This is a genomic window from Desmonostoc muscorum LEGE 12446, from assembly GCF_015207005.2.
Taxonomy (GTDB): Bacteria; Cyanobacteriota; Cyanobacteriia; order Cyanobacteriales; family Nostocaceae; genus Nostoc; species Nostoc muscorum.
Window position 1 is genome coordinate 6,704,754 of record NZ_JADEXS020000001.1, and the last position, 21,859, is coordinate 6,726,612.

At 42.5% G+C, this 21,859-nt stretch carries 17 protein-coding genes and 1 pseudogene; 9 read left to right on the forward strand and 9 right to left on the reverse strand.

What is annotated here, in order from left to right; all coding sequences use genetic code 11:
• Window position 1 precedes the first annotated feature (1 nt).
• From IQ276_RS27815 to IQ276_RS27835, 5 genes are all read right to left on the reverse strand, one after another.
• The gene (locus IQ276_RS27815) at window positions 2-1,294 is read right to left on the reverse strand and encodes a CHAT domain-containing protein (protein WP_193917765.1); all 1,293 of its coding nucleotides are present in this window, start codon (window positions 1,292-1,294) and stop codon (window positions 2-4) included.
• On the reverse strand, window positions 1,291-3,165 hold the full coding sequence (locus tag IQ276_RS27820) for a hypothetical protein (RefSeq protein ID WP_193917767.1): 1,875 nt from the start codon (window positions 3,163-3,165) through the stop codon (window positions 1,291-1,293). The genes IQ276_RS27815 and IQ276_RS27820 overlap by 4 nt, the downstream gene beginning before the upstream one ends.
• Window position 3,166: 1 nt before the next feature.
• Entirely contained in the window at window positions 3,167-4,138 is a 972-nt protein-coding gene (locus tag IQ276_RS27825; protein ID WP_193917768.1) for an AAA family ATPase, read from the reverse strand.
• 257 nt (window positions 4,139-4,395) lie between these two features.
• Window positions 4,396-4,872 (reverse strand): CU044_2847 family protein, encoded by a 477-nt coding sequence (locus IQ276_RS27830; RefSeq protein ID WP_193917770.1) that lies wholly within the window; start codon window positions 4,870-4,872, stop codon window positions 4,396-4,398.
• Between the two features lie 130 nt (window positions 4,873-5,002).
• Window positions 5,003-6,727 (reverse strand): sensor histidine kinase, encoded by a 1,725-nt coding sequence (locus IQ276_RS27835; RefSeq protein ID WP_235116037.1) that lies wholly within the window; start codon window positions 6,725-6,727, stop codon window positions 5,003-5,005.
• A 769-nt stretch (window positions 6,728-7,496) separates the two neighbouring features.
• Between IQ276_RS27835 and IQ276_RS27840 the strand changes: the two genes are divergently transcribed.
• On the forward strand, window positions 7,497-7,934 hold the full coding sequence (locus tag IQ276_RS27840; RefSeq protein WP_228043597.1) for a CAAD domain-containing protein: 438 nt from the start codon (window positions 7,497-7,499) through the stop codon (window positions 7,932-7,934).
• A gap of 169 nt (window positions 7,935-8,103) precedes the next feature.
• Here the strand turns inward: IQ276_RS27840 and IQ276_RS27845 are convergent, their stop codons facing one another.
• Window positions 8,104-8,340, reverse strand: coding sequence for a hypothetical protein (locus IQ276_RS27845; protein ID WP_193925974.1), 237 nt, complete (start codon window positions 8,338-8,340; stop codon window positions 8,104-8,106).
• A gap of 62 nt (window positions 8,341-8,402) precedes the next feature.
• Between IQ276_RS27845 and IQ276_RS27850 the strand changes: the two genes are divergently transcribed.
• The 3 genes and pseudogenes from IQ276_RS27850 to IQ276_RS27860 all read left to right on the forward strand — a co-directional run bounded on the left by IQ276_RS27850 (window position 8,403) and on the right by IQ276_RS27860 (window position 10,845).
• A protein-coding gene (locus IQ276_RS27850; RefSeq protein WP_193926078.1) for an IS630 family transposase occupies window positions 8,403-9,481 on the forward strand; the annotation gives its coding sequence in 2 pieces (ribosomal slippage) (window positions 8,403-8,871 and window positions 8,871-9,481; 1,080 coding nt in all).
• Window positions 9,429-9,911 (forward strand): annotated as a pseudogene (locus tag IQ276_RS27855) (SAM hydrolase/SAM-dependent halogenase family protein); the annotation flags it as partial. The gene IQ276_RS27850 and the pseudogene IQ276_RS27855, both read left to right, overlap by 53 nt.
• A gap of 118 nt (window positions 9,912-10,029) precedes the next feature.
• Entirely contained in the window at window positions 10,030-10,845 is an 816-nt protein-coding gene (locus IQ276_RS27860) for an SAM hydrolase/SAM-dependent halogenase family protein (protein WP_193924063.1), read from the forward strand.
• A 110-nt stretch (window positions 10,846-10,955) separates the two neighbouring features.
• Here the strand turns inward: IQ276_RS27860 and IQ276_RS27865 are convergent, their stop codons facing one another.
• From IQ276_RS27865 to IQ276_RS27875, 3 genes are all read right to left on the reverse strand, one after another.
• Window positions 10,956-12,104: an S-layer homology domain-containing protein gene (locus IQ276_RS27865; protein WP_193924061.1), complete on the reverse strand. Its 1,149-nt coding sequence runs from the start codon at window positions 12,102-12,104 to the stop codon at window positions 10,956-10,958.
• A 101-nt stretch (window positions 12,105-12,205) separates the two neighbouring features.
• Complete coding sequence (locus IQ276_RS27870; RefSeq protein ID WP_193924059.1) at window positions 12,206-13,033, reverse strand: Uma2 family endonuclease; 828 nt, start codon at window positions 13,031-13,033, stop codon at window positions 12,206-12,208.
• A 244-nt stretch (window positions 13,034-13,277) separates the two neighbouring features.
• Window positions 13,278-15,206, reverse strand: a complete 1,929-nt coding sequence (locus IQ276_RS27875; RefSeq protein ID WP_193924166.1) for an alpha-amylase family glycosyl hydrolase — start codon at window positions 15,204-15,206, stop codon at window positions 13,278-13,280.
• Window positions 15,207-15,727: 521 nt separating this feature from the next.
• Here IQ276_RS27875 and IQ276_RS27880 point away from each other — a divergent pair.
• The 5 genes from IQ276_RS27880 (at window position 15,728) to IQ276_RS27900 (ending at window position 21,836) form a co-directional block, all read left to right on the forward strand.
• Window positions 15,728-16,963 (forward strand): alpha/beta hydrolase family protein, encoded by a 1,236-nt coding sequence (locus IQ276_RS27880; RefSeq protein WP_235116038.1) that lies wholly within the window; start codon window positions 15,728-15,730, stop codon window positions 16,961-16,963.
• A gap of 245 nt (window positions 16,964-17,208) precedes the next feature.
• Window positions 17,209-18,258, forward strand: a complete 1,050-nt coding sequence (locus IQ276_RS27885; protein WP_190883848.1) for a tellurite resistance TerB family protein — start codon at window positions 17,209-17,211, stop codon at window positions 18,256-18,258.
• Between the two features lie 301 nt (window positions 18,259-18,559).
• Complete coding sequence (gene rpsB, locus IQ276_RS27890; protein WP_190883836.1) at window positions 18,560-19,354, forward strand: 30S ribosomal protein S2; 795 nt, start codon at window positions 18,560-18,562, stop codon at window positions 19,352-19,354.
• Between the two features lie 264 nt (window positions 19,355-19,618).
• Entirely contained in the window at window positions 19,619-20,563 is a 945-nt protein-coding gene (tsf, locus tag IQ276_RS27895) for a translation elongation factor Ts (protein ID WP_193924977.1), read from the forward strand.
• 367 nt (window positions 20,564-20,930) lie between these two features.
• Window positions 20,931-21,836: a hypothetical protein gene (locus IQ276_RS27900; protein WP_235116039.1), complete on the forward strand. Its 906-nt coding sequence runs from the start codon at window positions 20,931-20,933 to the stop codon at window positions 21,834-21,836.
• Window positions 21,837-21,859: the final 23 nt, after the last annotated feature.

The following is a 21,859-nucleotide window of genomic DNA, read 5'->3' on the forward strand; positions in this document are numbered from 1 at the left end:
GCTATTTTCCTGATGGGGTAAGCCGGAGTACAGTCATTGGATTGCCGTAGTAGACATACATGAATGTATTGATAAAGAATTTAAGCTGTTCTGAAGTTGGCTCATCGCCTAAATTTTCTACTGCCTTTGACCGCAGCTTTTTTAATAGTGCAGCAACAGGAAGGTCAGAGGACTGTGAAAATTCTTGAATTAACTCACAAGCAAAGTCAGATGCAACATCATTATTTACAGCACCTAGTGTACCAATTACACCCCGCACTCCTTGCCTCAAAAAAAGTTCTATAAAATTCTTACGATAGCTATGACACTGAACAGGATCACTTACCTCACGAGCAGAATGACAGGCATTTATAAAGACAATTCCCTGAGATTTTCGACCCGGATTTAGCGGATGCTTAACTAAATCGTTTAACTTTAACTGTTGCTCCTTATCTTTTTGTGAACCTATAGCTATTTCGTCTGGACTATTTCCAAAAAATCCATGACTAGAGATATAAACAAAACTATGGTCAGCGTTATCGCTGTGTAAATAAGTGTGGAAATGCTTCATCTCATACTGACGACTGTGGTAGATTTCTGCTCGCAAATCTGTTAAAGCTTTAATCTCTTTTTCTACTTGTAATTCTTCGAGTACATACGCTACTGCTATACCATAGGAATATTCATGTTTAGGATCTAACACAAGAAAAGGATCACAAGAATCAACACTATCGTTGTTAATATTTCGCCAACGGACTGTTGTAATCAATGCACCTATATATTGAGGTGGTGATTGAGCTTTAAAAGGTGTTAATTCTAACATCTCCCAAGGAATTTCAAAATTTGTGTAGTCAACAATTACCAAACATAAATTTTCCCCAAACTTGTCCCTTAGACTCATTATCCACTTTGTAAGAGGACTATTTAAATCGGAAAATTCCTTCATATTATTCTTAATATTTTTAGCATCGTCTTTGCCATTTATTGGTACTGCTAAAGAAAGATGAGGTTTATTTTCTGGTTGACGTTTTTTTTCTAGTTTTTTGTATGAATTCACTCCCCATATGTTATATTTATTCTTCCCATCTGTAAAAATATGCAAAATTGCCATATTTTTTGGTGGCTTAGTCGTGATGCAAAGTTCCTTTATCTCGGGTAATTCTTCTTCTTCTGTTAGAATTACGGTACCTTTTGGTGTAAGCTCTTTGGTTCGCTTTGCTGTCTCTTTAGATTCAGGGAGTGAGTTTTTGGGTTGACTCACACCTTTTGGTCCAGAGGTCGCTCTTTGACGAAGCTTTGGTTTATCAGCCATCATTCCTCCTTCACTATTTCCAGTGGTGGAATATTAGATATAGATGCACCCATTTTTTCAGCTAGTTCTAAGGGCAAATCTCGATATTGTTTGGGCTGCGGATTCAGCAAAACCGCCTTGACTCTATCTAATTTTCCGATACTTTCAGCAACCTCGAAAGCATCCTGCACACCTTCATTTTTCACAGGTCGTGTAATACTACCGATGCGACTAGCTGCCAGTGGCACATTCCCCCGCCCGTCAGTAATTACTACCAACACCGCCTGTTGTACAGTACTACGTCCGTGTTGCAACGCATGGCGTAGGGTCTGCAACGCTAAATCCAGACCATGAGCAAGGGGAGTCGCCTTACCGGGTCTTGCTTCTAGTCCCTCATCAATTCGCTCCACAAGTATACTGTGTGCCATGATTCGCTGAGCTTGTAAAAAATTGCTGGCATTTGCTACTCCGACCTGGATTAAGCACACGCTAGCCCGCTCTACATACGCCCAACTTAGGTAGGGCAATAATTCTTCTTGCCAGTCGCAATCTTGTAAGCAGGTATGATCGATTACTAGCATCAGCATTTGCTCTGGTAGGGGCGATCGCCGATAGGAATAAAAATCTGTAGGAGACAACAGCAATAAGGGTTTTTCAGTTCCCCGATACTGTTTGCGGCGAATTTGCTGATATTTTGCCGCTTCTAGTAACGTCGTCACCAATGCTATGTCTTGGAGAGTCTTTGCTTTCTCTACGCCAATAATGGAACCTCGATCCGCAGCCTTAGATCGGAAATATCTCGTAGGCAAGCGTAGCGAATCTACTTCCCGCTCAACAGCAGCAGTATCCTCTGGGTAAGGATTTTCTAACTTAGAAGTCAGGTTGACGGGTATTGGTGATAAAGACTCAGGTTTATCCGGTTGATAAACAGGCTCAGCTATCTTCTTGGTTGCGCCTGGAAGGTTTGGATTTGGGATTGATGGCGGTTCTTTTTCTTTAGGCGGGGGTTGTGGGACGGGTTCAGGAATCGGATTTGGTGTTTCTTTTATCGGTTCGCTAATAGGTTCCAAATCAATCATCCCAGCAGCAATATCTACATGATTTGCGCCCATTTCATCTGCACCCTCTAGCCGCACATTTGCCAGAGACAATCGTGCTAAAGCAATTTCTCTCCGTGGGTAAATTTCCGGTTGTGGGGTGTAATCCAGTATCCTGGCTATGGCTTCCGGGGTAATTTGAGGATGATGTTGCAGACCTTTTGTTAGTTTGTCGCTAATTTCAATTGGTAGAGGTACAGGTTCAGGTTGCTTGGCTTTTCTTAATCCTTGGTCATCAATCAATTCCAGAATTTCCTTTGCCCTGTCTGTCGTCTTCCTCACCTGTCCCTTTAACCGCAGAGCAAACCTGTCTAACAAGTGTGGAGAAACCATTCCCACTTCGCCAGTAGTACAACCCGCCAACCAGCAGATATTTGGTTGGAATTGGCTCTGCTTTCCGTGACGTTCCAGGTGTGCGACATCTGCTCCCATTAGCACCACACAAGCTCGTGCTGCTGCGAGACTCAGCTTTGTCAAGTCTGGAATTATCGCCAAGCGAAGTTCGGAATCGTTTGTTAGTAAACCTGGTTTCCATTGCAAGAGTTGTTTTTTTGATTGAGCGCCCAACTGCCAGCTACCCCAGAGATTTTCCTCAGACTCAAAGCTGTTAAGATAAAGAATCTTCACTGGATACCCAACGACAACTTTCAGCATTTCGGCTGTGATTTGAGCAGTCAGCTGCAACACTTCCAAAGAGCTATCAAACAGCAGAATACTTCGCAAACCTGGAGTGATGGCAGCACAAGCAAGCGATCGCGTAAATGAGTCACTCAAACTGAGTTCAAATGATTTTGCCAACTCAGTCACCTTCCAGATTTAAAATATCTCTTACAATCAGCTGATATTTTTCATTCCACAGCATCTTGTTGTCTTGGAGACCTTCAGGGTGACGATGCTGAAGCGCCAGCTGAGCCACAGCTGCCACATGCTCGTTTGTTACTTCTTCTACACCGTGAAGCGCCGCGTAGGCACGAGCTGCCAAAGCGATAATATAATCACCCCGGTGGCCTTCTGCCTGGACACGTAGTGCTAAGTTGACGCAGTTTCTAGAAATGTTTTCGGGCATTGTAACAGAGGAAAACTTTTCCCTTGCTTTTTCCAGTACATCCTTGCGTTTTTTATCTTCTTGTAAAGCGTCATTAATATAAGGTGACGATTTCCCGGATTTGAATTCAGTTACTGCTCGATCAAACTCTAAAACTGTTTCTAGAATTTTTACTCGTTCATCTACATTAGTTTCTGCTGTAACGCTGACCATTAAACCAAAGCGGTCTAGTAACTGTGGTCGCAGTCCCCCTTCTTCTGGGTTCATCGTTCCCACAAGCGTAAAGGAAACCGACAGCTGTTTATTTTGCCCATCTCGTTGCACTTCCAGCACTCCTGTGGAGGTGACATCGAGAATAATATTCACAATATGGTCATCAAGTAGATTAACCTCATCAATATAAAGTAAGCTTTTATCTGCATCTTTGAGCAATCCTGGTTGTGGTTCCGGCTTACTCTGCATTAATTTATCAATGCGCCAACCCCCCACTACTCGGTCTTCTGTAGCATTAATTGGTAAAGTCACCGGGAGTTTATCGTACATCATCCTAGTAAAAGCCCGTACTGCCGTAGATTTAGCAGTTCCACGTTGTCCACTGAGTAACACACCACCAATGCGTGGGGCAATATATGCCAGTTCCAAAGCCAGCTTTACCCGTTCTTGACCAACAATCAGCGTGTAAGGCAATATATTAGCTAATTTAGGCGAAATTGATTTCACACTCATACCAATTTTGGATTTTGGATTTTGGATTAAAAGCCTTTACTATTGAGAATTCAGAATTCAGAACTCACAATTCAGAAGACTTAGAAAAGAAAAGTAAAGCTTGTAGTGAGCGCTTTAGCGTTGAAGCGCTCACTACAAACCTTTACAGCCGACTTATACCATTTCACGAAAATCTTGATACATATAGATTTACTGTAGGGGCGCACAGCTGTGCGCCCCTACCAAGGTATTTGTATCAACTTTAAAGTGAAATGGTATTACTTAGGTACTGAATTTACCAATTGTTGAGAAGTGTCCTGAGTTCTTGATTCTTGGGGAGTTTCTTTAAGTTTCCATTTCATCGTGACTTGTATTTGTGCTTCCGCACCACCTTTTGCTATTACTGGTATTACTGCACCGAACTCACAACCAACTTTTATACCCAGTTGTAGCTGTAATTCGTCGGGTTTGACAGTATCGTGCATTTGTTGAAAATTTTGTATAGCTTGGGCAGCACATTTTCGGGCCAGTGTTATGCTCTCTCCAAAAACATTGCCCACGTCCTGGGCAGCCTGGGCAGCCTTTTGAGCAGCCTTTTCGGCGGAACCGTCTCTTGTATTCGCCCAGTTGACGTTATCTACATCTGCTTGAGGTTGTTCATCTACCTCAATATCTGTTTGAGGTTGTTCATCTACCTCAATGTAAATCTCAACCCGCTGTCCTTCAACGAAGCTTGTACTTTTAATAATCGGCACAGGTATTGCTCCACCTAAGATTTAACTATTCCGTAGGGTAGATACATGTTATCTTTACACTATTACGGATAATTTTCTCAGTAGGTAGCGATGAGTGGCGATGTCTACGACGAGCTTCGCTAACGCACTTTCACTCCTGCACAGTCATCGGCAGACGAATAGTGAAAGTAGAACCAACTCCCGGCTGACTGTTGACAATAATTTCCCCGCCCATCATCTGACAGAAGTGACGGCTAATTGCCAAACCCAGTCCTGTACCACCGTATCTTTTCGTAGTCGATGTATCTCCTTGTGTAAAAGGTTGAAATAATTGCTGCTGTTGACGGTGAGACATACCTATGCCTGTGTCGCTGACAGTGAAAGTAATGCTGCCCAAAGGAGCATCTGGCCTCAAGTCGTCTTTTTCTCTTTTGACTGTCAGAATCACCTTGCCGTTTGTCGTGAATTTCCCTGCGTTACTAAGTAAATTTAATAACACTTGGCGCATCCGAGTTTGATCGGCGTACATGGTGCCAAGTTGCTCATCAAAATTCACTTCCAAAACATTGGCATTTTTTTCTATAGTTGATTTGACTGTGAGAACCACATTATGAATCAGCGTCGCAATCTCGAACGTCTCTGGGTAGAGAGTCATTTTCCCCGCTTCAATTTTTGACAAGTCGAGGATTTCGTTAATCAAGTGCAGTAGATGTTTCCCAGCTGAGTTAATTGTTTCTAAATCTGTGATGAAATCTGCCGATAAACCAAGATCGGTGGCGTCGTCTTCTAGAAGTTGGCTCAAGCCAATCACCGCATTTAACGGTGTGCGTAACTCATGGCTGACATTTGCCAGAAATATGCTTTTTGCCTTGCTAGCAGCTTCAGCTAATTCTTTCGCTTGTTGTAATTCTTTAGTTCGCTCAGAGACTCCCTCAATCAAACGATTCAGAGATTTGGCGAGTAGTCCAATTTCATCTTCAGTGGTAATGGGAGCTCGCAAATCGAAATTAGATTTCCTTGCGACTTGCTCAGCCACTTCGGTGACAACGATTACTGGCTCAGCGATCGCTCGACTAGTCCGCCAAGCTACAATAGCTGCGATCGCCACGGAAACCAGCATACTCGCAATCACTATAAATCGCTCAACTAGTTTTGCGTCCTCAAAGGATTTTTGCCTTTCTTGCTCTTGATTTTCCGCAGTTTGCAGGATATTAGTCAAATTTTGCGAAAGCTGATCTAGCCGCATGGCTGTATCACTACGCATGATTTTTAATAACTGCGATCGGGCTGAGGAAATCTCCTGAGGCTGTACTGGCCGGGAATCAATTTTCTCTAAAACCGCCTCAATTTGCTCAACATAAGCTTTTAAATTAGTTTCATAATCCTGCAATAACGTCTGTAAACTAGAACTTGTTGCAGCTAGTCTTCGAGGCTTACTGTCAATAAATCCATTAATTTTTGACTCTAGTTGCTTAGCTTTTTCAAAACTTTTCAGAAAATCAGCTTTTTTGCTTTGCAACCGTTGTGAATTTTCCAACACAGCAACTAAGTTAGAACTATGCAACTGTGCCCCTACTACTGCATCCTTATAATTACTCAGTAATTGTCCTTGTTCATGAGCTTGATTTAATTGCCTGACTTCCCTTCCTCGGTAATAGTTGGCGATTACCAAGCCAGTCAGTGAACCGAAAAACCCAATTCCAATAGCTACAAAATAGCCATAGCCAATTTTTTGATGAATGCGCCAAGAACTGGCTTTGAGTTTCCCTTGTGAGGGAAATTCTATGGTCGGGAGTTCGTCTGTTGATGGCTCTGACGCTGACACTTTTTTGCTTTCTGAACTGCTGTCAATAGGGGTTGGCTTTTGAGTTGGCATTTCTCAAACCTCCTTGCCTTCCCGCAAACATCACCAAATTAGTCTAGCTTGTGCAAACACTTTAACTGGTGATTACATCTAGATTATCCTCTTTTATAGCAAGAGCAAATCATTACTCACCAGATAATTAGGATAAGCTTATGCTGGGGACTGGGGACTGGGGACTGGGGAGTAGGGAGTAGGGAGTGGGGAGTAGGAATTGGATTGTAGCTAATCTTCCGCACCCAGTAACCAATCCCCAGTCCCCAATCCCCAGTCCCCAATCCCATCACCATAAAATAGTTTCCAAGTCTAGTATATGTAAACACAAAAAAACTTATATTACGTATTAATATCAATACCAATGGCTTGATTGACCATCCCGCCTTAAGATAGCTTTAATATCGGATAAAATCGGCTTTTAAGCTTATATAAATGAGAGGTGGATTAATTTTTGCATGATTTGTACTGAGATTTAGTACGATTATGAGCAAATGACACTGAATCGGATAATCTACAACCTGAGGATTCTAGTTGATGGCAAAAATACAACTTAAAAAGTTGATTATAATACATTCTGCTGCCTTCTGAGTTGTATCCTCCTACTGACTTTCTACCTTGTAGTTGATGCAGTAGATATTACGGGGCAATTATGGTTATAGGATACTAAAACCTTTTTCTGCCCTTGACCCAATTGTAGTGGTGGACTTGTGCATTACCTAATCAAGAGCCTTTTGGTTGTAATTATCCAGATTAGAAAAACTCAACTGTCAAATTAATGGGAGTGAAAATGTCAGAACAAGAATTTACGGAAACCACATCCAAAGAGGCTACAGTGCCAGGAATCAACAGCCAAACGGGGACTATAACCAAACTCCAGCCTCCCGCGCAGCCTCAAGATGAATTGCAAAAATATGCAGAGCAAGTTTCTAGCTTTTTAGCATCATTGCCCGAATATGTGGGAAACTTCTTTAATCAATATAAGCAGCCCCTGGTTACCGTTGGTTTAATTGTGGGAGCGATTGTTGGGGTTAAAGTACTCTTGGCAATATTAGATGCTTTGAATGATATTCCCTTGGTAGCTCCTACTTTTGAGTTGATTGGTATTGGGTACTCTGCTTGGTTTATTTACCGCTATTTACTCAAAGCCTCAACTAGGAAAGAGTTAACTAGTGAAATCACTACTCTTAAATCACAAGTTGTCGGTAAACAAATTCCAGAAGCTTAAGACCACAAGCACATTTGAATACTTGTTGAGACAGCGGCAGAGATAATTTTTTCTGACCACAACTAAGGTAGGGGTTTAGCATTGCTAAACCCCTACTAATTTTAGTGTGACTTTTTGAAGCTCTCTACTCCTCTATTCCTGGTTTATCCCTACAGGTGCAAGATATGAGCTAAGGCATCTGTCTAGTTTTAAGAAAGAAGCGTGATGTAAGGATAACTCCAGTTACAGACAGCCCAAGGTACTCGCCCAGCAATATCCCAACACTCTGAAAATTCCAATGAAATGCTAGTAGATAAGTACTCCCTAATCCTACTCCCCAGTAACTAATCAGACCGATTATCATTGGGATTTTTGTATCTTTAATGCCTAACAAAGCAGCAGTGGCAAGGGTATCTATAGGAATCATATTTGATTTCTGAAAAAGTGTACGAGATAATACGGAGAGAGATATCTGTCTAAGAGCGAACAATGATAGAGCAGCATCTACAACCTGCGATACCTTCGGTGAGCTTCGCTAACGCAGAACTACAAGAATTTATAGATAATCGCCCGGATGCCCGTGAGGTGAGAAAAGCTTTGGCAGTGAAACTGGTTTATCAAGGCTACAAGTATGAGGAAATTCAAACAATTTTAGATGTCTCTGTTGGTTCAATAACAAGCTGGAAGCAAGCTTATAAGGAATATGGAATTTGCGGATTGCGCTTAAATTATAAAGGCAGAAAGAGTTACCTGAGCGATGAACAGCAACAAGAAGTATTAAGTTGGTTGCAAACTAAGGAGATTTGGGAGCTTGGTGAACTGGAATACAAATTGGCTTTTGAATATGATGTCATCTACGAATCGAAACGGAGTTATTATGATTTATTTGACGCGGCGGGAATTAGTTGGAAAAAAACTACTGGCTTAAACCCAAAGGCGGACATTGAGGCTGTAGCTGCAAAAAAAAACAGATTGAAAAATTGTTGGACAGCAATAGAGAGGAGATAGAAGAAGGAAGACTGAGAGTATTACTAATAGATGAGTGCCATCTGTTATGGGGAGACGTAACTGGTTATGTCTGGGGAAAAACTGACCAAGAAATAGCAATTGGCATCGTTAACGAACGAGAGAAGCAGACATACTACGGGGCGGTTGATTATCTCGATGGTAAGTTGCTTCTTAAAGCTTACAATGCTGGCAATTCAGACAATACAATTGATTATTTACGTTATTTATTAGACCAGTCTCCCAACCAACGATTACTGCTTTTTTGGGATGGTGCTTCTTACCATCGTTCACATCTGGTTCAAAACTTTTTAGGAGAGATAAACCAAGGTTTGTCTCCAGACCAGTGGAAAATTCATTGCGTTCGCTTCGCTCCTAATTGCCCATCACAAAATCCAATTGAGGATATTTGGTTACAAGCTAAAACCTGGGTGCGGCGTTTCTGTGCTTTGATTCCTTCGTTCTCTCATCTCAAATGGATGTTTGAGTGGTTTCTCCGACACACTAACTTTGATTTTGACACTTTACAGATGTACGGAGCTTTTTCAGAAATCAAATACTAGTCCTATAAAAGGAGTAATTTGTCAAATTAACTCAGAGATCCCGATAGTGGATTTAACACATCAAATTCCACCACAAGATATTGCCTCTGCTAGATTTTGTTTGATGAATGCTTACCCATACTTTCCTTCAGGGACAGTACATTTGGCAGTTGTCGATCCGGGAGTAGGAAGTTTCAGAAGGGCGATCGCTATAGAATTTGCAAAAGGGTTTCTCATTGGACCGGATAATGGAATTTTCAGCGGTGTACTTTCTCAAAGTCCAGCAATTCAAGTCATTGAACTCACAAATCCAGATTACTGGTTAACTGACAAGCCTTCTAAAACCTTTCACGATCAAGATATTTTTGCACCAGCAGCAGCCCATATCGCTACTGGTATACCGTTACAGAAGTTAGGTAAGGAAATAAATGCGGAAACTTTGGTTAAACTGTAATCGGCTAAGGAGTTTGAATGGATTCAACGACACTCAGTAGACCGAAAAGTTTGGCGAGCGTCAAAAAATAGTAGCTTGTGATACAGTTTTTCGAGAACTTCGATTCTATATTCCCATGTCAAATCAGCAGATAATCCAACAACCACAGGCAAGTGTTCTCACTTTACTCAGCGATTTTGGCGATCGCGATGTGTATGTGGGTGTGATGAAAGGAGTGATTGCCCAAATCAACCCAGCGCTAACAGTCATAGACTTGACGCACCAGATTCCGCCACAAAACATCTTGGCTGCGAGGTTTTGCCTGTTGAATGCTTACCCCTATTTCCCCGTTGGAACCGTGCATGTGGCAGTGGTAGATCCTGGTGTGGGAGGGACACGCAGGGCGATCGCACTACAACTGGCTCAAGGTTTTCTCGTCGGACCAGACAATGGTATATTTAGCGGAGTTCTCAGTCAAAATCCTGCTGTTGTGGCTGTAGAATTAACCAACTCCCAATATTGGCGAGTCTCTTCACCAAGTAAGACTTTTCACGGTAGAGATATTTTTGCATCGGTAGGAGCTCATCTTGCCAATGGCGTACCTCTTAAACAGTTGGGAAAAGAAATCGACCCAACCACCTTATTCACGCTAGATATCGCTGAATGTAGTCAATCAGAAACTGGTGCAACCGGTTGCATTCAATATATCGATCGCTTTGGCAACCCAGTGACCAATATTCCTGGGAGTTGTGTACACGGCAAATCTTGGTGTGTGCAAATCGCAGGATTGACTATTCCAGGAGGTGAAGCGTATAGTGATGTCAACGTTGGAGATGCGATCGCTTTAGTTGGTAGTCATGGCTGGGTAGAAATTGCAATTAATAACGGTAACGCTCAGTCTCAGTTGCAAATAGAGTTGAAATCAGCAGTTGTCGTGTACCACGATAATTGACTTTGACAGTATAGCCTGCTGTAGCTCCTGCTAGGTCAATGCATTGATGGAGTGTGTGTTGCAACTTAGACTTGAATTGGAATGGCACTAAGAAAAGCCAAAATGGTAGTCTATTGAGATGAGCCGCCTGCTGATAAGTTAACCTTTGGGTTCTGTTTTGGAGTCGGCGAAAGTTCTGGCGATGCCTGGGTTGGGCTAGGCCTACGCACAATGTTCTCAGATGAAATTCCCTTCAATTTACCTTGTTTGACTAAAGCTTGATGAATCATTGCCGCCACTTCAGCACGAGTCGCTACTTTGTTAGGAGCAAGAATTTGGGGGTTTGGATAGTTAACTACAAGTCCATTGGCTGTAGCAGCAGCTATTCTACTGGTAGCATACGGCGGAATATCTTTAGCATCTTTATAAACACTTAAAATCTGATTCGGCGAAGTAGGTGTTTTCAAATTCAACCCACTAGCAAGGGCAACTAAAACTTGTACTCGTGAAATATTTTCTTGTGGCTTGAAGGTGTTTTTCGGGTAACCTTTGAGAAATCCGGTAGTGATGGCTTGGTTAATTGCTGGATTTGCCCAGAATGTTGCTGGTACATCTTGAAATGCGATCGCACTTTTAGACAGTTCTTGGTCAAAAGCTTTTTGCAGTATGGCAGCAAATTCAGCGCGGTTTACAGGCTGATTTGGTCTAAAAGAATAATCCGGAAACCCCTTGAGAATACCACGAGAAGAAAGAACATCTATAAAACGCCGACTCCAGAAGTTATTAGGCACATCGTTAAATGCAATTGGCGGCGGAATAACTGATTTTTGTTTTGCTGGAGTTACTAAAGGCAATGCTGATGATGTAATTGATGGCTCAAGCCCCAATGAAGAGGATATAGGCGTCTGTGGTTGTGGGGATTGAGTCGGGATTACCTCAGCAGGTGGTAACACTTCAGGGGAAGGAGTTGGACTACTAGCCGGCAATGAAGGTGTCTTGGGTTCAACAGCCTCAGGTCCAGATGAGTTGAATTTGGGGAATGTATTTGGTTCTACTTTGGGAGTAGGGGAGGGTAATACTTGATCGGGGTAAGCGCTACCAGACGAAGTGGAGGAAGGTGACAGCAACCCGTTGAAATTCCAGCTAGAATCTCTGCGAGACAGTGACCAAAAAAGAATTGCTCCGATAGTGGTGAAGGCAACCAAAATGGCTATAAATTCATCAAAGCCAAGGGCAGTTCTTTGGGATGACTCAGGTTCGGAAGGAGGTCTATTTGTCATCGTGATTACCCTGGTAGCAGTAAAATTTGTGTCTAAAGAAATTAAGCCACAGATGACAATTTTACACCAGTCATTTTAAATTCATAATTCGTAGCAAAATATTAAGCTTCTGGTTCAAGACCAAGCGATCGCAATTGAGCAGCTAGGCGTTCTGCTCTTTGGGATTCCTGTTCAGCCCTTTGGGATTCTTGTTCAGCCCTTTGGCGTTCCTGTTCAGCCCTTTGGCGTTCTTGTTCAGCCCTTTGGCGTTCTTGTTCAGCCCTTTGGCGTTCTTGTTCGGCTCTTTCTGAGCCAGTCAGCAACAAATTACCTTGTAAATCCCACCAACGTAACCAGGGTAATTCCACATTTTGATATTCTCCCTGCCATAAACCTAATTCAACTTCTAAGTAGGGGATGGAATAACGTCCTTGCTCATTTTTTGGCAATAAATGATACTTTCCTTCTATTAAATGATAAACTTCTAGACTGGCTTTATTCGCCTCATAAATGCCATAAAATGGAGGACGAATCACTTGCTCATAAATCCAAAATTTGCCCTTCCAAGGAGTTTTATCTCGTTCTTCATCACCATCCCCAGAGACAAATTCCAAGACAATCAATGGGGCAATAAATTCTCGCCACAGTACATAAGACCTCCGCGTTTGTCCATCAAGCAAGGGCGGTACATTTGCTACATAAAACCAATCTGGAGCTTCGGCACCTTTTTCTAGAGGGTCTGTCAAACGCCAATAAATACCTAAGTCCTGACCTATACAATATTGGCCTTCAGGATTTAGTTGTTTGAGGACGGGTGTAATAGAGTCAGTGAGTAAGATGCTTTGGGGATGCTCTTGCCAGTTTTTCACAAAAGTACCGTCAGACTCAGGAAGCTGGGTGTGGTCTGGGAAGGGGGTGAGGGCGGTGGATGGATTGGTTGCAGAGGTCATAGGGACTGCCTTTGCACTTTTTGTGAGGTTTGTTATTTAGTTTAACAACCACAGACGCAAAAATTTTGGTCTCTATAATTTAGTGCTGAGTAGGGAGATGAGGGGGATGAGGGGGATGAGGGGGATGAGGGAGATGAGGGAGTGAGGGATAAGAATTAATAGCCAATCCCCAGTCCCCAGTCCCCAGTCCCCAGTCCCCAGTCCCCAGTCCCCAGTCCCCAGTCCCCAGTCCCCAGTCCCAATTCTACGATTCCCGTCCGGTAGCCCAGGTATCACGCCATTTAACCGTACCTTCTTTGGCAATCACCCAGCGGCGGTTAACGAGGTTTTCCCGCAGAGGCGATTGCCCTTCCCGCCACATAGCATATTTATAAGCAATCAACTTACCTGCACTCTCATTAAAGGGAATCTCCGCAAACCAAGTATTGGTATTGATGTATTCCAAGGGATAGGCTTTGCTGATGTCCCAGTTGCCTAACTCTGGGCAGTCTCCAGTCACAACAATGGTTTCACCAGGTTGGGTTTGCACGCCATTGAGCTGCACGCGGACTATGGTTTGCGCTTTAATCCGTTCTCCAACGTGGCTGAAAACAATCACTCCCCGTTCTTGGAGTACTAAGTCGTAAATTTTACCGTCTTTTACCTCATACTTGTTGCGAGTCACGACACAAGTATGTTCGCCATCAGGTAATTCTGTGTCTACTTCTGGTAAAGTAACTTCTCCTCCCCGGTTTAAAGCTACAAAACACAGTGAATCACGATAGCGGCGAATGTAACAATAAACGTCTGCTGTTAAGTATTTTTGCCAGTGGCTACCCATTGAAACTGCGGGATTGAGTCGCCGTAAGCCGGACAATAATCTGATGTAGCGATATACCTCTGTATCTGTATCCCAACTTTCCATCATCGGGCGATTATATGGATCGTTACCGCCGTCAGTGTCGTTGTGTAGATACTGTTCTGTGCCGTAATATATACAGGGAATACCGCGACATGTCATAATCAGGGCGATCGCCACCTTCAACATCGCTGCATCGGGATTCAGCGATTGGAAACGGGGCATATCGTGGTTATCGATGAAGGTGACTAACTCTGTAGCCCCACTGTAGCGATGATCTTGGTCAAAAATATATTGAATTGTCTGGAATCCGTTTTCTGATCCTTGCGCTAATGCTGCCCGAATCGCCACACATAGACCAAAGTCTAGCATGGTCATGCCTGAGTGATTGGCAAATTCCACGGAGCGATCGTCAGCAGGATTACTGTAAATCCACTCACCAAAAATAAACACATCTGGTTTGTGATTGGTGATATCACCGGTGAATTCTTGCCAAAACCAAATCGGCATATGTTTGACAGTATCCACCCGCAGTGCATCTACACCCCGGTCTAGCCATTGTTTAATTGCTGACTTGATATACTGTCGGTAATCAGTATTGTTTTCATTAAAGGTTGCTAAACCGGCTAATTCACAGTTTTGCACTTGCCATTCGTCTTCCCAGTTTTGCACTTCGCCGTAGTGGTGATACCAGTGATTGACATCATCATTGAAGTCGGCAATTTTGACGCCATCATCATACAATTCACCTTTGCTACCGCTGGTATCAGGACTGCTATGGTTGCAGACAATATCTAACACCAGCTTCATATTGCGCTTGTGGAGTTCGGCAATTAAGCGATCGAAGGTCGTATTTTTTTCTTCTTGAGTGGCGTTTAAAGAAGGGTTCTCTCCGTCAGCAATATACCGAGGATTAATTCGCTTAAAGTCTTTTGTCCAATAGCCATGCATCGCCGCATTGCTAATAAATAACTCTTCCACCTGTTCAAACAACGGAGTTAGCCAAAGGGCGGTAACTCCCATATTTTTGAGATAGTCCAATTTGTCGATGACACCTTGCAAGTCCCCACCCCAGTACTTACCCCACTCTTGGCGAGTTGGATCGTACAATTCTGAGTTTGCACCTTCGCTGTTATCTGGATCGCCATCATAAAAGCGATCGACTACAAGAAAGTAGATTGTTTCCTGACGAAATTCAATATCCCTAGTGTAGAGAAAGTCTAGGTCAATTTCAGTATCTGATACAGGCGCTTCTATCAAAGCTTGGACTTTCTCTGTTGCAGAATCAACTTTGTATTGATCTGGCGAAAATTGGGATGGAGGGGTTTTTACCATAAAAAAACTCAAAATCTCGCAGAATTTACGTTTGTATACTCAAGAGTACGTGGTTTGAATATTTTGTGTAACTACAAACATCGGTATTGTGACATCCTGCCCACGGTGTAGGTATCTATCGCTAGCTAGTTTATAATTCTATCGATAGATATAATTCATCTGCTAGAGGATAAAAACAAAAGAATATAGCAGTTATCAATAGAAATTTCTTCTTAACAAAAATTAATATTTACATACCATAGTCAAAAAGTTACAGTAGCTACTGAGAATACCCTGTGTTTGAGTCAAGTAGACACATTCGGCGGCATAATTGTTAAATTTTATACATATAAATGAAATTAATAGTTTAAAAAATAACTAATCATCGTCGATATTTTTAAATAAAGTAATAAAGTCAATAAAAATTAATCAAATAAATTTGGTTCTTTGGCAATTCTGACAACACTAATTATATAGTGGCAACAGCTAGATCATCATAACAATTAAAAGCCAAGTATTTTTTATCAAAATGGTAATCATGTATGACAGATAAACAAAAAAGGGTGAGGTTGCTTAAAGGTCGCACAGCATTTTTATTCATCCACGGCATCGGCAACCAGAATCCTTTTGAGACTGTAGACTTTTTCACCCAGAATTTTCTTCAATACTTCGATCAGCAAAATTTAGCTTTCAACCTAGAGCACCTAATTGCTAAGCGCAGACTATCAAACGGTTCTCTTTGGACAGAAAGCTTTATCAGATTGAAGCCAACTGATAACAATGAAGATTGGCTAATTGATATTCATGAATACTATTGGTCAGCCTATACAGAAAATAAAATCACTGTCCCTGAGATATTGCAATGGGCAGAACAGACACTTGACGGCACAATTAAGTTTTATAACCGTAAAGAGAATCAACCTCTATTAGATGATCTCTTGGCTAACAGAAATAGGAAAACTTTTTTTACATACCGCCTGCGATCGCTCACTATATTGCTGCGGATATTTAACTTTTTATATCCAGTTTTACGAATGGGGATTTGGTTAATTCTGTTGTTAGCGGGGCCATTTCTCAAAGGTCGTTTTTTACAATCAGCTTGGCAGTTAAGTAAACAACTTGTAACTCCACCCATAGTTAGTTTTATTGGTGATATCACCATCTACTGCATCACTGACCAAAAATCGCCCTATAAAATGATTCGTCAGCAAATACTGACAGAATCCTTAACATTACTGAAAGCAATTCTTGAAGATAAACAAGCAAATTACGACCAAGTAATAATAGCTGGGCATTCTCTTGGTAGCTGTATTGCTTACGACACATTAAACCTTATGTGTGTTGAAGCAAGTCTTTCTCAAGACGAGAATCAAAGTCTGTTACTGGATAAAATTAAAGGGTTAATTACCTTTGGTTCACCACTAGATAAAATCGCCTTTTTCTTCCGAGAGGTAGCACAGGAGGGACAGTACATTAGACAGCGGATTTTAGAACACCTCAACTCCTTCCGTGTGAAACCAGAATTTACACAGAAAAATCAATACTCGATCAAAAACCCAGTTGAATGCAAACTCGATGGAGTTCGTTGGGTGAATTACTACCATCTCCAAGATCCAATCAGCGGTCACCTAGATTATTATGAAAACCTGGATAACGTTGAAATGAAATATCAAGCATCCTGGGGCGATCAAGGACACCAAGGTTACTGGTTCGATACCAGTTTTTACGAAAACATTGCCGATCGCTTCCTGTATGTCACGAATCAGGATGGGGAATGAAAAAGGGAGTGGGGAGTGGGGAATGGGGAGTAGGGGGTATTGGTAGTGGGATTTTCTCGTGATTGACTTTTTGGAAATTCCACCCAACAGCCTTTTGGTAAAGACTTTTAATTCCAAATCTCAAACCCAAAGTTGGTGTAAGCCACTACTAAAGTTATTATTTTGGAGATTCACTCCATTGGTAAACTGACCATTGTCACTTTCAAACTGTTATTACTATAAACCAATTGATGCTGGTAAGAATTATGAGCAAATATGACAAGATTTTTAACTCATCAGAGACATCAGAGGAATCGCTAAGTCCAGAGGAAGCCGTGGCGGCGATCGCAACTGTGACAGCGATCGCTGATTTATCCATTGAAGATGTCGATGCAGAAAGCTTAGCAGGTATTCTTTGGGAATTCGAGGTCTTTGAGGAATACTCAGAAGACGAAATTATCGAAATCGTAGATCGACTCATAGGTATTGCAGAAGACGAAGGACTTGGTGTCTTATTTAATACCGCTAAAATTTCTCTCTCCGATGAGTTAGTACTTGATGGTTTCGCCGCCGGGGTGATAGTGCTTTTAGACGATGAACTTGCCATTCCTAAACAGAAACAAGCCTACCTCAAAAAGCTACAAACAGCCTTGGAACTTGAAGATGAAGAAGCAGACGAAATCATTAAGGAGGTAATTGCAGCCTTTCAAGAAGCAGAAGAGGAAGAATATACAGATGACGAAGATGAGACAGTAATTATAGAAGAATATGCTCAAGAGGCATATCAATCCCCCTTAGGGAATTTTACAGTGCCGGTTCCAGTTGATCCCGAAAACGGCGGTAGAATTCAAAGTCAGGAAGGAGTAGTTGGCTTTTCCGATGACATTGGTACTTTGCTGAGAATCGATTATTATCCTTTTCCCGTGGAACAGTCAGAGGAACTCGAATCTCTTGGACAACAAAAATATTTACAATCAATCTTAGTAGACAAGTACGTGCCCCAAGCGATTTTGGCAAATGTACCAGATGCAACTGTAGAATATACTGAATACTTAGAAGATACTTTACAAGGAGCTTACTACGTCTTAATCAATATGCCGAAAGGTTCGACGATTTCCAAGCAAGAAAATAATGGAACTGCCGTTAGATTAGATGCGTATCGAGGGCTACTGATATTTATCAGTGGTGAATTTTTGTATATAGTTAGCAGCCAGCACAGCTTTCTTAACGGCGAAACTCCCGATTCCATTGAAGAAGAAGCCGAATATATCAAGGAGAATATTTTAGAGTTTGTTGAGACTATCGAGTTTGCGTAGTTAGGGAGTGGGGAGTGGTGAGTGGGGACTGGTGACTGGTGACTGGGGACTGGGAGATGAGGGAATAGGGAGATAGGGAGACAACTTGCAACCAGTCTTTACCTTGCGTCCCCGTAACCTGGTCTTCTCTTTTCCGTGTCCCACTCCCCACTCCCCACTCCCCAATCCCCAATCCCCTAACTTTCCCGAATATGCTAACCTAGTATGGCTAACTAATCTCGCACATCTGAGAATTCGGGTGTTTCCTTATTGGGAAATACGCTTGGATGGAGGTTTAACCCGAATCGGAGTTAAAAAATATATGCCAGTTGTTTCATTGGCTCAAATGATGGAGTCAGGGGTTCACTTTGGGCATCAGACCCGGCGTTGGAACCCAAAAATGTCTCCTTACATTTACACTTCCCGCAATGGTGTACATATCATCGACTTGGTGCAGACTGCCCAGTTGATGGATAATGCTTATACTTATATGCGATCGCAGGCAGAGCAAGGAAAGAAATTTCTTTTCGTCGGCACTAAGCGGCAAGCTGCTGGAATTATTGCCCAAGAAGCCAGCCGTTGCGGTTCCCATTACATTAACCAACGCTGGTTGGGCGGTATGTTGACCAACTGGACAACTATTAAAACACGGGTAGACCGCCTCAAAGATTTGGAACGGCGGGAAGAAAGCGGCGCACTAGATTTATTGCCGAAAAAAGAAGCGTCGATGCTACGTCGGGAAATGGCGAAGCTGCAAAAATACTTGGGTGGCATTAAAACAATGCGAAAAGTGCCCGATATCGTGGTGATTGTAGACCAACGACGGGAATATAACGCTGTTCAAGAATGCCAAAAACTCAACATTCCCATTGTGTCCATGCTGGATACAAACTGCGACCCAGATGTAGTGGATATCCCCATCCCCGCAAACGACGATGCCATCAGGTCGATTAAGCTGATAGTCGGAAAATTGGCAGATGCCATTTATGAAGGTCGTCACGGTCAACTCGATGTTGAAGAGGATTACGAAGACTACGATGGTACTGAGTATGACGAAGACTACGAGGAAGGCGAGTATACTGACACCCTGATTCCCGACGAAGAAGAAGAAGAATAGTAGTGAGTGCTGAGTGCTGAGGAACTACTGCGGTCTTCTCCCAAGGGGAGACGCCAAAGGCGATGGGGTCTCCCCAAGTGGAGCAAGTGGCATTGCTGAGTAAGATAGAAATACTCAGCAAATCGCATAGTGGTGAATCTGTTGATTTTTGAAGTTGTAAGTTGTGAGTTGTCAAAATTGATAACTGAACACTCAAAACTCAGCACTCAGCACTAAATTAGGTGAGCGATTACAACTCGAGGTCAAGTTAGAAATTGAGGCAACATGGCGGAAATATCTGCAAAACTCGTCCAAGAGCTACGCCAAAAAACTGGTGCCGGCATGATGGACTGCAAAAAGGCGCTGAAAGAAACTGATGGCAACATAGAAGAAGCCGCAGACTGGCTACGGAAAAAGGGCATCACTTCGGCGGGTAAAAAAAGCGATCGCATTGCAGCAGAAGGTCTAGTAGACACCTACATTGAACCTGGTAGTCGAGTGGGTGTACTCATAGAAGTGAACTGCCAAACCGATTTTGTTGCTCGTAACGAAGCTTTTAAAGCTTTGGTTAAGAACCTAGCAAAGCTTGCAACAAATGCTGACAGTGTTGAGTCCTTGTTAGCTCAACCCTATTCTGAAAATGAAAGCGTTAGTGTAGATGAATTTATCAAGCAAACTATTGCCACACTTGGTGAAAACATCCAACTACGTCGCTTTATCAAGTTTGCACTAGCAGAAGACAAGCAAGGTGTAGTAGATAGCTACATTCACACTGGCGGTCGAGTTGGTGTATTGGTAGAGTTGGGTTCTCAAACTGACTCAGCAGCTGGTAAGGAAGAGTTCCAATCCTTGGCACGGAACGCTGCAATGCAAGTTGCGGCATGTCCGAATGTCGAGTATGTGAGCGTAGACCAAATTCCTACCGCGATCGCTCAAAAAGAAAAAGACATTGAAATGGGCAAGGATGATTTGGCCAACAAGCCAGATAACATCAAAGAAAAGATTGTTCAGGGACGGATTGACAAACGCCTCAAAGAATTAACTTTGCTAGATCAGCCTTACATCCGCGATCAAAGTATTTCTGTAGAAGAATTGTTGAAGCAAGTCAAGGGGCAAGTAGGCGAAGACATCCAAGTAAATCGCTTTGTCCGCTATGTACTGGGCGAAGGCATTGAAAAGCAAGAAAGTAACTTTGCTGAGGAAGTCGCTGCACAAATGGGCGGCAAGTAAGATTTAGTTAGGAGTTAGGAGTTTGGAGTTTGGAGTTGGCTTGATAATTCATAACTCATAATTGATAACTCCTAACTTCTTAATTCATAACTCCTAACTTCTTTAAGGACAGGTCAAGCCAATAGCCTGACCTGTATTTTATTAATAGAGCAGCGAAATTTCCCATATAATTCAAAATTTAAAATGCTTAGGAAAGTTATAGCGATTTTCATTTGAATGAGGTACACCTGTAAGGGCACGGCAGTGCCGTGCCCCTACACCTTGCGATATGATGTTGTACTGCATCTGAATGGGAACCGCTATATATCCTCAAATAAATAAGTATATTTGTACTATTAATGATTGATATGGGTAAGAGCGAGAAGTTATGGCAAGAGCAATCGAGCGAATTGAGCGGGATATTGCAGCACTCAAAGAAGCGATTGGAGCGATCGCACTAGAATTACAAACCGCTTATGCTAGTTATCTAGCCACCTTGGGACTAGCTGTACAAAAACAGTTGATTCTAGCTACTTACCACCTTTGTACTCAAGGGTATCCTGAAAGCTTCCTGCATTTGTCATTGAGTCAGCGCCAACAATTGCAACAAGCCATCCGCAAGTTAGGCCAAGTGGCAGCTGAGCAGTTGGTTACTTATATTAAAAGTGAGGGAGATGAGGGAGATGAGGGAGATGAGGGAGATGAGGGGGCAGGGGGAGATGAGGGGGCAGGGGAAGATGAGGGAGCAGGGGAAGATGAAGAATTAGCACCAGATGAGGAAGAAAATACTTCTTTATCTCCCTCATCCCCCTCATCCCCCTCATCCTTCTTATCTCCAGACACCTCTAGTCCTATAGAACTGGCAAAATGGCAACAGAACTTAGAGGAGGTTACCCAAGAGATACTGAAAAAAGTTTCCCATGATGCTAATCTTTTATTACAAAAAGCCGGGATATTACCCAAAAAATTACCAGAACCGATTTTAGCAGCTGCGGCTGCGGCTGCATCAGAAGCATCTGCCGAGATAATGCCAGGGCCACCCAATTTATTAAACTTAGTAATTGAAATTGAAAATGAGCAGCAGTCAGAAGATTCTAGTCTGACGCAGATTATGGCTATTAATTTGCGACTAGGGGAAATTGAATTTGCTGATCCTACACTCTCATCTGAGCGCAGGCAAATCCGCGGTATCTTAGTTCAGCTAAACAAGCTAGAACGAGAGTATCAAAAGAAACTTCGAGAAAGAGCAGTTGCTGAAGCTGAAGCTGCATGGCGTGCTAGTTGGTTTGAATAAAGTTATGAGTTATGAATTATGAG